This window comes from Shinella sp. NM-101 (assembly GCF_021401195.1).
Classification (GTDB): domain Bacteria; phylum Pseudomonadota; class Alphaproteobacteria; order Rhizobiales; family Rhizobiaceae; genus Shinella.
The window spans coordinates 72,656-85,692 of the sequence record NZ_JACBFT010000015.1 but is presented as its reverse complement, the minus strand read 5'-3'; the positions used below and the strand labels follow the sequence as shown (position 1 = coordinate 85,692).

General features: G+C 64.3%; 14 protein-coding genes and 3 tRNA genes. 16 read left to right on the top strand and 1 reads right to left on the bottom strand.

What is annotated here, in order from left to right:
- The first annotated feature begins 19 nt into the window (after positions 1-19).
- Together hutC and L0976_RS22565 are read left to right on the top strand one after the other, a co-directional pair.
- Positions 20-832: a histidine utilization repressor gene (hutC, locus tag L0976_RS22570; RefSeq protein ID WP_234189367.1), complete on the top strand. Its 813-nt coding sequence runs from the start codon at positions 20-22 to the stop codon at positions 830-832.
- A 186-nt stretch (positions 833-1,018) separates the two neighbouring features.
- The gene (locus L0976_RS22565; RefSeq protein ID WP_234189366.1) at positions 1,019-1,291 is read left to right on the top strand and encodes a hypothetical protein; all 273 of its coding nucleotides are present in this window, start codon (positions 1,019-1,021) and stop codon (positions 1,289-1,291) included.
- A 115-nt stretch (positions 1,292-1,406) separates the two neighbouring features.
- Here the strand turns inward: L0976_RS22565 and L0976_RS22560 are convergent.
- Positions 1,407-1,482, bottom strand: a tRNA-Val gene (locus L0976_RS22560).
- A gap of 245 nt (positions 1,483-1,727) precedes the next feature.
- On the opposite strand from L0976_RS22560, the gene L0976_RS22555 reads away from it, so the two are divergent.
- From L0976_RS22555 to nuoH, 14 genes are all read left to right on the top strand, one after another.
- Positions 1,728-1,804: transfer RNA gene (locus L0976_RS22555), tRNA-Asp, on the top strand.
- 47 nt (positions 1,805-1,851) lie between these two features.
- Positions 1,852-1,928 (top strand) — tRNA-Asp (locus L0976_RS22550).
- A 143-nt stretch (positions 1,929-2,071) separates the two neighbouring features.
- Complete coding sequence (locus tag L0976_RS22545) at positions 2,072-2,959, top strand: prohibitin family protein (protein ID WP_234189365.1); 888 nt, start codon at positions 2,072-2,074, stop codon at positions 2,957-2,959.
- A gap of 277 nt (positions 2,960-3,236) precedes the next feature.
- Positions 3,237-3,602, top strand: coding sequence for an NADH-quinone oxidoreductase subunit A (locus L0976_RS22540; RefSeq protein WP_119258712.1), 366 nt, complete (start codon positions 3,237-3,239; stop codon positions 3,600-3,602).
- Entirely contained in the window at positions 3,593-4,174 is a 582-nt protein-coding gene (locus L0976_RS22535) for an NADH-quinone oxidoreductase subunit B family protein (RefSeq protein WP_234189364.1), read from the top strand. The genes L0976_RS22540 and L0976_RS22535 overlap by 10 nt, the downstream gene beginning before the upstream one ends.
- 18 nt (positions 4,175-4,192) lie before the next feature.
- Positions 4,193-4,795 (top strand): NADH-quinone oxidoreductase subunit C, encoded by a 603-nt coding sequence (locus L0976_RS22530; protein ID WP_234189363.1) that lies wholly within the window; start codon positions 4,193-4,195, stop codon positions 4,793-4,795.
- A 51-nt stretch (positions 4,796-4,846) separates the two neighbouring features.
- Entirely contained in the window at positions 4,847-5,221 is a 375-nt protein-coding gene (locus L0976_RS22525; RefSeq protein WP_370643777.1) for a four helix bundle protein, read from the top strand.
- 57 nt (positions 5,222-5,278) lie between these two features.
- Entirely contained in the window at positions 5,279-6,469 is a 1,191-nt protein-coding gene (locus L0976_RS22520; RefSeq protein ID WP_234189361.1) for an NADH-quinone oxidoreductase subunit D, read from the top strand.
- A complete protein-coding gene (locus tag L0976_RS22515; protein WP_234189360.1) occupies positions 6,469-6,645 on the top strand; it encodes a hypothetical protein in 177 nt (58 codons plus the stop codon). The genes L0976_RS22520 and L0976_RS22515 overlap by 1 nt, the downstream gene beginning before the upstream one ends.
- A gap of 16 nt (positions 6,646-6,661) precedes the next feature.
- Complete coding sequence (locus L0976_RS22510; RefSeq protein WP_234189359.1) at positions 6,662-7,786, top strand: NADH-quinone oxidoreductase subunit E; 1,125 nt, start codon at positions 6,662-6,664, stop codon at positions 7,784-7,786.
- An 11-nt stretch (positions 7,787-7,797) separates the two neighbouring features.
- Positions 7,798-9,102, top strand: a complete 1,305-nt coding sequence (gene nuoF / locus L0976_RS22505) for an NADH-quinone oxidoreductase subunit NuoF (RefSeq protein WP_234189358.1) — start codon at positions 7,798-7,800, stop codon at positions 9,100-9,102.
- A gap of 4 nt (positions 9,103-9,106) precedes the next feature.
- A complete protein-coding gene (locus L0976_RS22500) occupies positions 9,107-9,766 on the top strand; it encodes an NADH:ubiquinone oxidoreductase (RefSeq protein ID WP_234189357.1) in 660 nt (219 codons plus the stop codon).
- A 119-nt stretch (positions 9,767-9,885) separates the two neighbouring features.
- The gene (gene nuoG, locus L0976_RS22495; protein ID WP_234189356.1) at positions 9,886-11,964 is read left to right on the top strand and encodes an NADH-quinone oxidoreductase subunit NuoG; all 2,079 of its coding nucleotides are present in this window, start codon (positions 9,886-9,888) and stop codon (positions 11,962-11,964) included.
- A gap of 20 nt (positions 11,965-11,984) precedes the next feature.
- The gene (gene nuoH / locus L0976_RS22490; RefSeq protein WP_203318625.1) at positions 11,985-13,031 is read left to right on the top strand and encodes an NADH-quinone oxidoreductase subunit NuoH; all 1,047 of its coding nucleotides are present in this window, start codon (positions 11,985-11,987) and stop codon (positions 13,029-13,031) included.
- Positions 13,032-13,037 lie beyond the last annotated feature (6 nt).

The following is a 13,037-nucleotide window of genomic DNA, read 5'->3' as shown; positions in this document are numbered from 1 at the left end:
AGCCGTCCGGGCCTTTCCTATGACTTTCCCAGGACCGGGCGAATCCGCGCCCGGAGCGGAGGCGACCATTTCCATCGACGGGGACAGAACAGAGGTCGAGGCCAAGGAGCCTTCGCTGCACCGGCGCATCCTCGAGGATGTCGAAGGCAAGATCCTGTCGGGCGAATGGCCGCCCGGCCACCGCATTCCCTTCGAGCACGAGCTGACCGAGCAGTATCAATGCTCGCGCATGACCGTGAACAAGGCGATCACCGATCTCGTCAAGCGCGGCCTCATCGAGCGCCGCCGCAAGTCCGGCAGCTACGTCACCCATCCGCACGCCCAGTCCGCCGTCCTCGAAATCCACGATATCCGCCTGGAGGTCGAATCGCTCGGGCTTCCCTATCGCTACGAGTGCCGCACCCGCCTCGACCGCGCGGCCAAGGCCGCCGACCGCCGCCTGATGGAGCTTCCCGAATCGGCCCGGCTGACGGAAATCTCGGCGCTTCACTTCGCCGGTGCGCAGCCCTTCTGCCTGGAAGACCGCCTCATCAGCCTAGAAGCCGTGCCCGAGGCCGCCGGGGAGGCGTTCGAGGACGTCGCCCCTGGCGCCTGGCTGATCAGCCGCGTCCCCTGGAGCGCCGCCGAGCACCGCATCCGCGCCGTCGGCGCCGATGCCCGCGCCGCCGAGCTGCTGGCGATCGCCCCCGGCACGCCCTGCCTCGTCGTCGAGCGCCGCACCTGGAGCGGCGGCCTCTACATCACCCATGTGCGCCTGACCTATCCCGGCGAAAAGCACGAGCTCGTCGCCGAATTCGCCCCGACGCATCCAAGCAGCCGGCCTGACGTGTAAGGGTGGACGGATACCGTCCGCTCTGTCACAAGGGATTCTGGAACGCGACTGCCGATAGTTCTAGATCGGGGTCGGGCGACCGATTGACGTCACGTCGCTGCCGCGAGATCACGCTGGCCGTTCCGATTTCACCATTTCGACCCTGCCGGATCCCGAATCCGGCCAGATGCCCGCAGGATCGCCGTCATGAACAAGAAGCCCAAACTGGAGCATTCCGAGCTTTCGGGAGAATTCACGGAAGACGGCGTCACCGTGCTCGTCGATATCTCCCGCCCCGCCGGCACGCAGAACGACTGGAAACTGGAGGTCGTCACCCAGAACGAAGACCTCTTCGAATGGGACGAGCCCTTCGCCACGGACCGCGAGGCCTTCGACGAATTCCTGGCGACGATCGCAAGGGACGGCATCCATTCGTTCCTGGAAGACGACGAGGAAGAAGAGCCGCCGACAACGCATTGACGAGGCGCCCCGGACCGGCCCGCACCAGCCGGTCCGGTTACGGCAGGGAAGGGCAGCGACAAAACGAAAAAAGCCCCGTTTTTACGGGGCCTGCGTGCAAATTCCGGAGGAAGAATGGTGGGCGATGAGAGACTCGAACTCCCGACATCCTCGGTGTAAACGAGGCGCTCTACCAACTGAGCTAATCGCCCGCCGCGTTGGTGGCTGTGATCTATGCGGAACCGGATCGAACCGCAAGAGGCAATCGCAAAGTTTTTCGCATTTTTTTGAACGGCCCCATGGCGATGGACAGGGGCGTGGAAACATTTCGCGACGCGTCATTCTTTTGTCTTGAAACCTGCTTGACACCCAAACCCGAACCCCGTAGTTAGCCGCTCATCGAACGGCTCAGGTCGCTCGGGACGGATGCTTCGTCATCCGGTCGCTTTCGAGGAATGCGGGTGTAGCTCAGTCGGTTAGAGTGCCGGCCTGTCACGCCGGAGGTCGCGGGTTCGAGCCCCGTCACTCGCGCCACTCGAAAGGCCGGACGACCATTCGGGGCCGCAAGGCCATCAAGATGCGCGGGTGTAGCTCAGTCGGTTAGAGTGCCGGCCTGTCACGCCGGAGGTCGCGGGTTCGAGCCCCGTCACTCGCGCCATTTCTTTCTTTCCAGATCGTTATCGGTTTTTCTTCACGCGGTGCGTGAAGTGCGTTTCGGTGAAAATTCTTCACCCTCGCGCCGAATGTTTCTCGCCGTTTTCCCGTCTTCGTATAGCCTGCCGATCGAAGAGGGGGATTCGCATGCGTTACGTCACGATGGCTTTGACCGGTTTTGCCGCGCTCGTCGCGCTCAGCATTCTGTTCGGTTCGTGGTTCACCATCGATCAGGGCGAGCGCGGGGTCATCCTGCGCTACGGCGCGGTCGCGGGCACCGCCGAGCCGGGGCTCGGCTTCAAGCTGCCGCTGATCGATTCGGTCGTGCGCATCTCCGTCCAGTCCAAGGCCGTCGTCTACGAGAAGATGGAGGCCTACAGCCGCGACCAGCAGCCGGCCGATATCCGCCTGTCCGTGAACTACCGCATTCCGGCCGATCGCGTGCAGGACGTCTATGCCATCTACGGGGGCGAGGACGGGCTGATGTCACGCCTCATCGAGCGCAAGGTCTTCGAGGAGACGAAGACGGTCTTCGGCCGCTTCAACGCGGTAACAGCCATCCAGGAGCGCGGGCGGCTCAATGCCGAGGTCGCGACGGCGATCCAGGAGGGCGTCTCCGGCCCCGTCATCATCGATAGCGTGCAGATCGAGAACATCGACTTCTCCGATGCCTACGAGGCGAGCATCGAACAGCGCATGCTGGCGGAGGTCGAGGTGCAGCGCCTGCGCCAGAACGCCGAGCGTGAGAAGGTGCAGGCGGAGATCACCGTGACGCAGGCGCGTGCCCAGGCGGACGCCCGCCGCGCCGAAGCGCAGGCGCAGGCCGACGCCGTGCGGCTGGCCGCGCAGGCCGAAGCGGAGGCGATCAAGCTGCGCGGGGAGGCGGAGGCCGGCGCCATCAAGCTGCGCGGCGATGCGCTGCGCGACAATCCCGGTCTCGTCTCGCTGACGCAGGCGGAAAAATGGGACGGGCAGCTGCCGCGCACCATGCTGCCGGGCGGCTCGATCCCCATGCTCAATCTCAATGCGAACTGAGGGAAGGGCGGGGCCGCGGCGGGCTTTTCCGCCGCGCCTGCGGCGAAACGTCCCGCACGCCGCCTTTCATCGAATCGTAACGATTTAAAGAGGCCTGTCCCCGGCCTTCGGGGCGACAGGGAAAAGAACACAATGATTGCGGCGAAAGCCGGACAAAGCCTTGCGCGGGGACGCTCACTGCGCTAACGACGTGGGCGTTGCAACATACTTTATCGGCTTGCAGGTCTTCGACCATCAGGCGTCTCTCTGGCGCCCCGAGCAGGCAGGATGGACGCCAATGACTGAACTTCTCGGTTCCTATATCCCGATCGCCATCTTCATCGGTATCGCACTCGTGATCGGCATTGCCTTGCTGGTCGCGCCGTTTGCCGTCGCATACAAGGCCCCCGATTCGGAAAAGCTTTCCGCTTACGAGTGCGGCTTCAATGCGTTCGACGATGCGCGCATGAAATTCGATATCCGCTTCTACCTGGTGTCGATCCTCTTCATCATCTTCGACCTGGAAGTCGCCTTCCTCTTCCCCTGGGCCGTCTCCTTCGGCGATATGGGCTGGTTCGGCTTCTGGTCCATGATGGTCTTCCTCGGTGTCCTGACCATCGGCTTCATCTATGAATGGAAGAAGGGAGCACTCGAATGGGAGTAGCTCATACGAACAACACGCTCGTCGCGCCGCAGCCCAAGGGGATCATCGATCCCAGCACGGGCAAGCCCGTCGGCAGCAACGACGCCTTCTTCGGCGAGATCAACAACGAACTCGCCGACAAGGGCTTTCTGGTCACGTCCACGGATGAACTCATCACTTGGGCCCGTACCGGCTCGCTGATGTGGATGACCTTTGGCCTTGCCTGCTGCGCCGTCGAGATGATGCAGCTCTCGATGCCGCGCTACGACGTCGAGCGCTTCGGCTTCGCGCCGCGCGCCAGCCCACGCCAGTCCGACGTCATGATCGTCGCCGGCACGCTGACCAACAAGATGGCCCCCGCGCTCCGCAAGGTCTACGACCAGATGCCCGAGCCGCGCTACGTCATCTCGATGGGCTCCTGCGCGAACGGCGGCGGCTACTATCACTATTCCTATTCGGTGGTGCGCGGCTGTGACCGCGTGGTGCCGGTCGACATCTATGTACCAGGCTGTCCTCCCACGGCGGAAGCGCTCCTCTACGGCGTGCTCCTGCTGCAGAAGAAGATCCGCCGGACCGGTACGATCGAACGTTAAGGGCAGGGGACTGACACGATGAGCGAAGCCCTCCAGGAGCTTTCCTCCCATATCGGCGAAGCGGCCGGCGGTCTCGTCGCTTCCGCCGATATCGCCTTTGGCGAACTCACCCTGAAGACGGACGGCGCCCGCGTCGTCGAGCTTCTGACCTTCCTGCGCGACGACGTGCAGTGCGGCTTCGTCAACCTCATCGACATCTGCGGTGTGGACTGGCCGGCGCGCGCCGAGCGCTTCGACGTGGTCTATCACCTGCTGTCACCGCGCCAGAACCTGCGCATCCGCGTCAAGGTCGCGACCGGCGAGGACCAGCCCGTTCCGTCCGCCTGCGCGGTCTATCCGGGCGCCGACTGGTTCGAGCGCGAAGCCTACGACATGTACGGCATCCTCTTTACCGGCCACCCGGACCTGCGCCGCATCCTCACCGACTACGGTTTCGAGGGGCATCCGTTGCGCAAGGACTTCCCGACGACCGGCTTCGTGGAAGTGCGTTATGACGACGAGGTCAAGCGCGTCGTGTACGAGCCTGTCGAGCTGAAGCAGGAATTCCGCAACTTCGACTTCCTCTCTCCCTGGGAAGGCACGGACTACGTGCTGCCGGGCGACGAGAAGGCGAAGCAGTAATTAGGCAGTAGGCCGTAGCCAATAGGCAGTGGAAGGAGCAGGCGGACGACGATCAACTCTTATCAGGATCTGAAGGTTTGGCAGCGTGCCATGGACTTGGCGGTCGAATGCTATGAACTGACGCGGCAATTTCCCCGCGAAGAGGTTTATGGAATGGTATCGCAGATACGCCGGTCGGCGGCTTCTATCGCCGCCAACATTGCGGAAGGTCATGGTCGAGATGCTACAGGACATTATGTCCAACATCTCAAGTTTGCTCAGGGTTCACTGAAAGAGTTGGAAACGCATCTGATACTTTCATCTCGTGTCGGCATCGCTTCACCCCAAAGGGTGCAGGTTTTGATGAAGTCGAGCGAGGAGGTCGGCAAGATGCTCAGGTCGCTGATCCGCAGTTTGCAGGATGGACGAAATGAACGCACAGAATGAAATAACCCCTACTGCCTACTGTCTATTGGCTAATTCCTTCCAGCGCGGAGCGCGCCAATGAACGAGCACAACGTTCGCAACTTCAACATCAACTTCGGCCCGCAGCACCCTGCGGCGCACGGGGTTCTGCGTCTCGTCCTCGAACTCGACGGCGAGATCGTCGAGCGCGTCGACCCGCATATCGGCCTCCTGCACCGCGGCACCGAGAAGCTGATAGAGACGAAGACCTATCTTCAGGCCGTGCCCTATTTCGACCGTCTCGACTACGTGGCGCCGATGAACCAGGAACATGCCTTCGCACTCGCCGTCGAGAAGCTGACGGGTACGGAAGTTCCGATCCGCGGCCAGCTCATCCGCGTGCTCTATTCCGAGATCGGCCGCATCCTCTCGCACCTCCTCAACGTGACGACCCAGGCCATGGACGTCGGCGCGCTGACACCGCCGCTCTGGGGCTTCGAGGAGCGCGAGAAGCTTATGGTGTTCTATGAGCGCGCCTGCGGCGCGCGCATGCACTCGGCCTATATCCGTCCGGGCGGCATCCACCAGGACCTGCCGCACGAGCTGGTGGAAGACATCGGCAAGTGGATCGACCCGTTCCTGAAGACCGTCGACGACATCGACGAGCTGCTTACCGGCAACCGCATCTTCAAGCAGCGCAACGTCGATATCGGCGTGGTGAAGCTGGAAGACTGCTGGGCCTGGGGCTTCTCGGGCGTCATGGTGCGCGGTTCGGGCGCTGCCTGGGACCTGCGCCGCTCGCAGCCCTACGAGTGCTATTCCGATCTCGACTTCGACATCCCGATCGGCAAGAACGGCGACTGCTACGACCGTTATGTCATCCGCATGATCGAGATGCGCGAATCCGCCAAGATCATGCGCCAGTGCGTTAACCGCCTGCTCGGCGACGCCAAGGTCGGCCCGGTCTCCTCCATCGACGGCAAGATGGTGCCGCCGAAGCGTGGCCAGATGAAGCGCTCGATGGAAGCGCTCATCCATCACTTCAAGCTCTACACGGAAGGCTACCATGTGCCGGCCGGCGAAGTGTACGCGGCCGTGGAAGCGCCGAAGGGCGAGTTCGGCGTCTACCTCGTCGCCGACGGCACCAACAAGCCCTACCGCTGCAAGATCCGCGCGCCGGGCTATGCCCACCTTCAGGCCATGGACTTCATCTGTCGCGGCCACCAGCTTGCCGACGTCTCGGCGATCCTGGGCTCCCTCGACATCGTGTTCGGCGAGGTTGACCGCTGATGCCGAACGCAGCCCCTGCCGTGACCGCCGCGATCCCGACCGCCGCCTTCGCGAAGGCCGCCGCTCGGGCGCATGCGTCCGCGGGCTGCGCACTCGTATTCCTTCAGAAAGACACGCCGGCCCATGCCCGCGTCTCCGCCGGCAAGGCGGACGCGCAGCGCCGGCAAATTAACTGAGACAAGGCGTTACAGAATGTCCGTTCGTCGACTAGCCGATGACAATGTCCAGCCCGCCAGCTTCGCCTTCTCCAAGGAGAATGCGGCCTGGGCGAAGGCCACGATCAACAAGTATCCGAAGGGCCGCCAGCAATCGGCGGTCATTCCGCTGCTGATGCGGGCGCAGGAACAGGACGGCTGGGTCACCAAGGCGGCCATCGAATATGTCGCCGACATGCTCGACATGGCCTATATCCGCGTTCTGGAAGTCGCGACCTTCTACACGCAGTTCCAGCTTCTGCCGATCGGCACGCGCGCCCATGTGCAGGTCTGCGGCACGACGCCCTGCATGCTGCGCGGCGCGGAAGAGCTGATCAACGTCTGCAAGAAGCGCATCCACCCGGAGCCCTTCCACCGCAACGAGAGCGGCACGCTTTCCTGGGAAGAGGTCGAGTGTCAGGGCGCCTGCGTCAACGCACCGATGATCATGATCTTCAAGGACAGCTACGAGGACCTGACGCCGACGCAGCTCGAGCACATCATCGACCGTTTCGACGCCGGCAAGGGCGCCGACGTCAAGCCGGGCACGCAGATCGACCGCATCTATTCGGCCCCGGCCGGCGGCCTTACCAGCCTCAACGAGCTGGAACCGGCTGCGAAGAAGACGACCCGCGCCCGCAAGAGCGAAGACGAGAGCGTCAGCGTTCCCCCGTCGAACGCCGCCCGTGCCAAGACGGATGCCGACGAGACCGATCCCAAGCTGAAGACGCCCGCGACCGACAAGGCGCAAGCCGCGGCCAATGCCGAGGTGAAGGGCGAGACGCGCGCCGAGGGCGGCGATGCGGCGGCCAGGCAGCCGCTCGCCGGCAAGCCGTCGCTGGAGGACAAGAACCGTCCGGCCGGCATCGAGCGCCCGGCAACGCCCGACGACCTCAAGCTCATCTCCGGCGTCGGCCCGAAGATCGAGGGCATCCTGCACGAGCTCGGCATCTTCACCTTCGCCCAGATCGCATCCTGGAAGAAGGCGGAGCGCGAATGGGTCGACGGATATCTGAATTTCAAGGGCCGCATCGAGCGCGACGACTGGGTCAAGCAGGCCAAGGCGCTCGCCAAGGGCGGCGAAGCGGAATACATCCGCGTCTTCGGCAAGAAGCCGCGGTAAAGGGGTGAATCATGCTTAAGGACCAGGATCGCATCTTCACCAATATCTACGGCACCAAGGACAAGTCGCTGAAGGGCGCCATGGCCCGCGGCCATTGGGACGGCACCAAGCAGCTTCTCGAAAAGGGCCGTGACTGGATCATCAACGAGGTCAAGGCCTCGGGCCTGCGCGGCCGCGGCGGCGCCGGCTTCCCGACCGGCCTCAAGTGGTCCTTCATGCCGAAGGAGAGCGACGGCCGTCCGCACTACCTCGTCGTCAACGCCGACGAATCCGAGCCCGGCACCTGCAAGGATCGCGACATCCTGCGCCACGATCCGCACACGCTGATCGAAGGCTGCGTGATCGCCTCCTTCGCCATGGGTGCGCATGCGGCCTATATCTACGTGCGCGGCGAGTTCATCCGCGAGCGTGAAGCCCTCCAGGCCGCCATCGACGAATGCTACGAGGCCGGCCTTCTCGGCAAGAACAACAAGCTCGGCTACGACATCGACGTCTTCGTCCATCACGGCGCCGGCGCCTATATCTGCGGCGAGGAAACCGCGCTGCTCGAAAGCCTCGAAGGCAAGAAGGGCCAGCCGCGCCTGAAGCCGCCGTTCCCGGCGAACATGGGCCTCTACGGCTGCCCGACGACCGTCAACAACGTCGAGTCCATCGCCGTCACGCCGACGATCCTGCGCCGCGGCGCAAGCTGGTTCTCCAGCTTCGGCCGCCCGAACAATGTCGGCACCAAGCTGTTCATGATGTCCGGCCACGTCAACAGGCCCTGCACGGTCGAGGAGAGCATGGGCATCTCCTTCAAGGAGATGGTCGAGAAGCACGGCGGCGGCATTCGCGGCGGCTGGGACAATCTGCTCGCCGTCATTCCCGGCGGCGCATCGTGCCCGGTCGTCAAGGCCGAGGACATGATGAACGTCACGCTCGACTTCGACGGCCTGCGCGAGGTGAAGTCCTCCTTCGGCACCGGCGGCATGATCGTCATGGATCGCTCGACGGACATCATCAAGGCGATCTGGCGCATCTCGGCCTTCTTCAAGCACGAGAGCTGCGGCCAGTGCACGCCCTGCCGCGAAGGCACGGGCTGGATGATGCGCGTCATGGAGCGCATGGTGCGCGGCAACGCGCAGAAGCGCGAGATCGACATGCTTTTCGACGTGACGAAGCAGATCGAGGGCCACACGATCTGCGCGCTCGGCGACGCCGCGGCCTGGCCGATCCAGGGCCTCATCCGCAACTTCCGCCCCGAGATCGAGGCGCGCATCGACCAGTACACCGCCAATGCCATGGCGCATGGCGCGGTACTGGAAGCAGCGGAGTAGGACGATGACGAAGCCGGTTGGACAGGATGCGAATGCGACCCACGTCCCGCCGGCTGAAGCTGCCGGCGACGACCTGTTCGGGCTGTCGCCGTGGCTGAAGCAGATGCCGGATGTGCCGCTGCATCCGCTGATGGCGCATCCGATGGCGGCGATGGCCGCCACGACCGCGATCGGCTTCGCCATTGCGGGCCAGATGGCCGGGGCGATGCTGGGCGTGATGCAGAGCGCGGCGGAGCGGACGAAGGCGATGCTGGACGAGGCGGCGGAACTGACCGCCAGGGCCGAAGCCGCGAAAGAGACGGCAGCGCCCGTGAAGGCGAAGCCGGAGCTGCGGGTGGTTCCGAAGACGGAAACGCCAGCGGCGGAACCGAAGGTCAAGGTGGCGCGCGAAAGGAGCGCGACGCCGAAGACGACGGAAGCGAGGCCGGCGCGCAAGGCGCCGGCGGCGAAAGCCGGGAAGGCCGATGACCTGAAGGTGATTTCGGGCATCGGGCCGAAGCTGGAGCAGGTGCTGAACGGCATGGGGCTCAAGCGCTACGCCGACATCGCGGCCCTGACGGACGCGGATGCGGCACGGATCGAAGCCGAGCTCGGCCTCGGCGGGCGCATCGCCCGCGACGGCTGGGTGGAGCAGGCAAGGACGCTGGCGAAGGGCAGGGGCTAGGGCCCGCCGGAACCGGCAGATGGAACAAAGGCCGAAGGGAAGGGCGAAGGCCCGGAGCGGAAGCCGGAGAATGGCGCTGGCAGGGCGGGGTTTCCCCGCGTCAGAAGCGGGATTGAGATATGGCAAAGCTGATAGTCGACGGAAAAGAAATTGAAGTCCCGGATCACTTCACGCTGCTTCAGGCGTGCGAGGAGGCGGGTGCCGAAGTTCCGCGCTTCTGTTTCCACGAGCGGCTGTCGGTTGCCGGCAACTGCCGCATGTGCCTCGTCGAGGTGAAGGGCGGCCCGCCGAAGCCGGCGGCCTCCTGCGCCATGGGCGTGCGCGACCTGCGTCCCGGCCCGAACGGCGAACCGCCGGAAGTCTTCACGACCACGCCGATGGTCAAGAAGGCGCGCGAAGGCGTGATGGAATTCCTGCTCATCAACCATCCGCTCGATTGCCCGATCTGCGACCAGGGCGGCGAATGCGACCTGCAGGACCAGGCGATGGCCTTCGGCATCGACAGTTCGCGCTACGCCGAGAACAAGCGCGCGGTCGAGGACAAGTATATCGGCCCGCTCGTCAAGACGGTCATGACGCGCTGCATCCACTGCACGCGCTGCGTCCGCTTCACCACGGAAGTCGCCGGCATCAGCGAACTCGGCCTCATCGGCCGTGGCGAGGACGCCGAGATCACAACCTATCTCGAACAGGCGATGACCTCCGAGCTGCAGGGCAACGTGGTCGACCTCTGCCCGGTCGGCGCGCTGACCTCCAAGCCCTTCGCCTTCACGGCCCGTCCGTGGGAACTGAACAAGACGGAATCCATCGACGTCATGGATGCCGTCGGCTCGGCCATCCGCGTCGATACGCGCGGCCGTGAAGTCATGCGCATCCTGCCGCGCGTCAACGAAGAGATCAACGAGGAGTGGATCTCCGACAAGACCCGCTACATCTGGGACGGCCTGAAGACCCAGCGTCTCGACCGCCCCTATGTCCGCAGTAACGGCCGTCTCCAGCCGGCAAGCTGGGCCGGGGCCTTCGGCGCCGTCAAGGCCGCCGTCGCCGGCAAGGCGGGCGAGCGCATCGGCGCCATCGCCGGTGATCTTGCCTCCGTCGAGGAAATCTTCGCGCTGCGCGAACTGATGACCGCGCTCGGCTCTGTCAACGTCGACTGCCGCCAGGACGGCTCGGTACTCGACCCGTCGCTCGGCCGCGCCAGCTACATCTTCAACCCGACCATCGAAGGCATCGAAGAGGCCGACGCGCTGCTGATCGTCGGCTCCAACCCGCGCCTGGAAGCGGCCGTGCTCAACGCCCGCATCCGCAAGCGCTGGCGCATGGACAACTTCCCGATCGGCGTGATCGGCGCAGACGGCGATTTGCGCTATGGCTACGAATATCTCGGCGCCGGCGCGGATACGCTCTCCGGCCTCCTCGACGGCTCGGTCAAGTTCGCCGCCAAGCTGAAGAAGGCCGAGCGCCCGATGATCATCGTCGGCCAGGGCGCGCTGTCGCGTCCCGATGGCCTCGCCGTCCTTTCGGCCGTTTCCGCCCTTGCGGAAAAGGTCGGCGCGGTGAAAGCGGGCTGGAACGGCCTTGCCGTGCTGCATACCGCGGCCGCGCGCGTCGGCGGCCTCGACCTTGGCTTCGTGCCGGGCGAGGGCGGCAAGACGGCAGCGGAGATGCTGACGGGCACGGACGTGCTGTTCCTGCTCGGCGCCGACGAGATGGACTTCGCGCAGAAGACCGCCTTCACGGTCTATATCGGCTCGCACGGCGACAACGCCGCCCATGTCGCCGACGTCATCCTGCCGGGTGCGGCCTATACAGAGAAGTCGGGCCTCTGGGTCAACACCGAAGGCCGCGTCCAGATGGGCAACCGCGCCGGCTTCGCTCCGGGCGACGCCCGCGAGGACTGGGCGATCCTGCGCGCTCTCTCCGACGTTCTCGGCAAGAAGCTGCCGTTCGATTCGCTCGCCCAGCTTCGCGAGAAGCTCTATGCCGCGCACCCGCATTTCGCCGCGATCGACGAGATTTCGCCCGGCGATATCGCCGATCTGTCCGCCCTTGCGAAAAAAGGCGGGACGATGGCGAATTCCGGGTTTGCGTCTCCGATCAAAGACTTCTATTTGACGAACCCGATAGCGCGCGCTTCCGCGGTCATGGCCGAATGCTCGGCTCTGGCCCGCAACAATTTCAAAGTCGCGGCGGAATGAGCGCGAAGGGATAAAGCATTATGGACGCTTTCGTTTCGACCTATGTCTGGCCCGCGGTGATCATGATCGCCCAGTCGCTTCTGCTGCTGGTCGCGCTTCTGGTCTTCATCGCCTACGTACTCCTTGCCGACCGCAAGATCTGGGCCGCCGTGCAGCTTCGCCGCGGCCCGAACGTCGTCGGTCCCTGGGGGCTCTTCCAGTCCTTCGCCGACCTTCTGAAGTTCGTCTTCAAGGAGCCGGTCATCCCGGCCGGCGCCAACAAGGCGATCTTCCTGCTCGCCCCGCTCGTCTCCGTGACGCTGGCGCTCGCCACCTGGGCGGTGGTGCCGCTCAACAACGGCTGGGTGATCGCCAACATCAATGTCGGCATCCTCTACATCTTCGCGATCTCCTCGCTCGAAGTGTACGGCATCATCATGGGCGGCTGGGCTTCGAACTCGAAGTACCCGTTCCTCGGCGCGCTGCGCTCGGCCGCGCAGATGGTCTCCTACGAAGTGTCGATCGGTTTCGTCATCGTCACGGTGCTGCTGTGCGTCGGCTCGCTGAACCTGACGGACATCGTCACGGCGCAGAGCGACGGCCTCGGTACGCGTCTCGGCCTGCCGCCGTCCTTCCTCGACTGGCACTGGCTGTCGCTGTTCCCGATGTTCGTGGTGTTCTTCATCTCGGCGCTCGCCGAGACGAACCGCCCGCCCTTCGACCTTCCCGAAGCCGAATCCGAACTCGTCGCCGGCTTCATGGTCGAATACGGCTCGACCCCGTACATGATGTTCATGCTCGGCGAATATGCCGCCATCTGCCTGATGTGCGCGCTGACCACGATCCTCTTCCTCGGCGGCTGGCTGCCTCCGGTCGACGTCTGGTTCCTCAACTGGGTCCCGGGCATCGTCTGGTTCGTCCTGAAGGCATCCTTCGTCTTCTTCATGTTCGCGATGGTGAAGGCCTTCGTGCCGCGCTATCGCTACGACCAGCTCATGCGTCTCGGCTGGAAGGTCTTCCTTCCGATCTCGCTGGCCATGGTCGTCATCGTTGCATTCGTGCTGAAGCTCACGGGTTGGTCCGCATGAGGACCG

Coding starts and splice junctions, on each gene's coding strand:
- hutC (WP_234189367.1), top strand. CDS start 20: ATGACTTTCCCAGGACCGGGCGAATCCGCGCCCGGAGCGGAGGCGACC.
- L0976_RS22520 (WP_234189361.1), top strand. CDS start 5,279: ATGAACGAGCACAACGTTCGCAACTTCAACATCAACTTCGGCCCGCAG.
- L0976_RS22500 (WP_234189357.1), top strand. CDS start 9,107: ATGACGAAGCCGGTTGGACAGGATGCGAATGCGACCCACGTCCCGCCG.
- L0976_RS22530 (WP_234189363.1), top strand. CDS start 4,193: ATGAGCGAAGCCCTCCAGGAGCTTTCCTCCCATATCGGCGAAGCGGCC.
- nuoG (WP_234189356.1), top strand. CDS start 9,886: ATGGCAAAGCTGATAGTCGACGGAAAAGAAATTGAAGTCCCGGATCAC.
- L0976_RS22545 (WP_234189365.1), top strand. CDS start 2,072: ATGCGTTACGTCACGATGGCTTTGACCGGTTTTGCCGCGCTCGTCGCG.
- nuoH (WP_203318625.1), top strand. CDS start 11,985: ATGGACGCTTTCGTTTCGACCTATGTCTGGCCCGCGGTGATCATGATC.
- L0976_RS22510 (WP_234189359.1), top strand. CDS start 6,662: ATGTCCGTTCGTCGACTAGCCGATGACAATGTCCAGCCCGCCAGCTTC.
- nuoF (WP_234189358.1), top strand. CDS start 7,798: ATGCTTAAGGACCAGGATCGCATCTTCACCAATATCTACGGCACCAAG.
- L0976_RS22540 (WP_119258712.1), top strand. CDS start 3,237: ATGACTGAACTTCTCGGTTCCTATATCCCGATCGCCATCTTCATCGGT.
- L0976_RS22535 (WP_234189364.1), top strand. CDS start 3,593: ATGGGAGTAGCTCATACGAACAACACGCTCGTCGCGCCGCAGCCCAAG.
- L0976_RS22515 (WP_234189360.1), top strand. CDS start 6,469: ATGCCGAACGCAGCCCCTGCCGTGACCGCCGCGATCCCGACCGCCGCC.
- L0976_RS22565 (WP_234189366.1), top strand. CDS start 1,019: ATGAACAAGAAGCCCAAACTGGAGCATTCCGAGCTTTCGGGAGAATTC.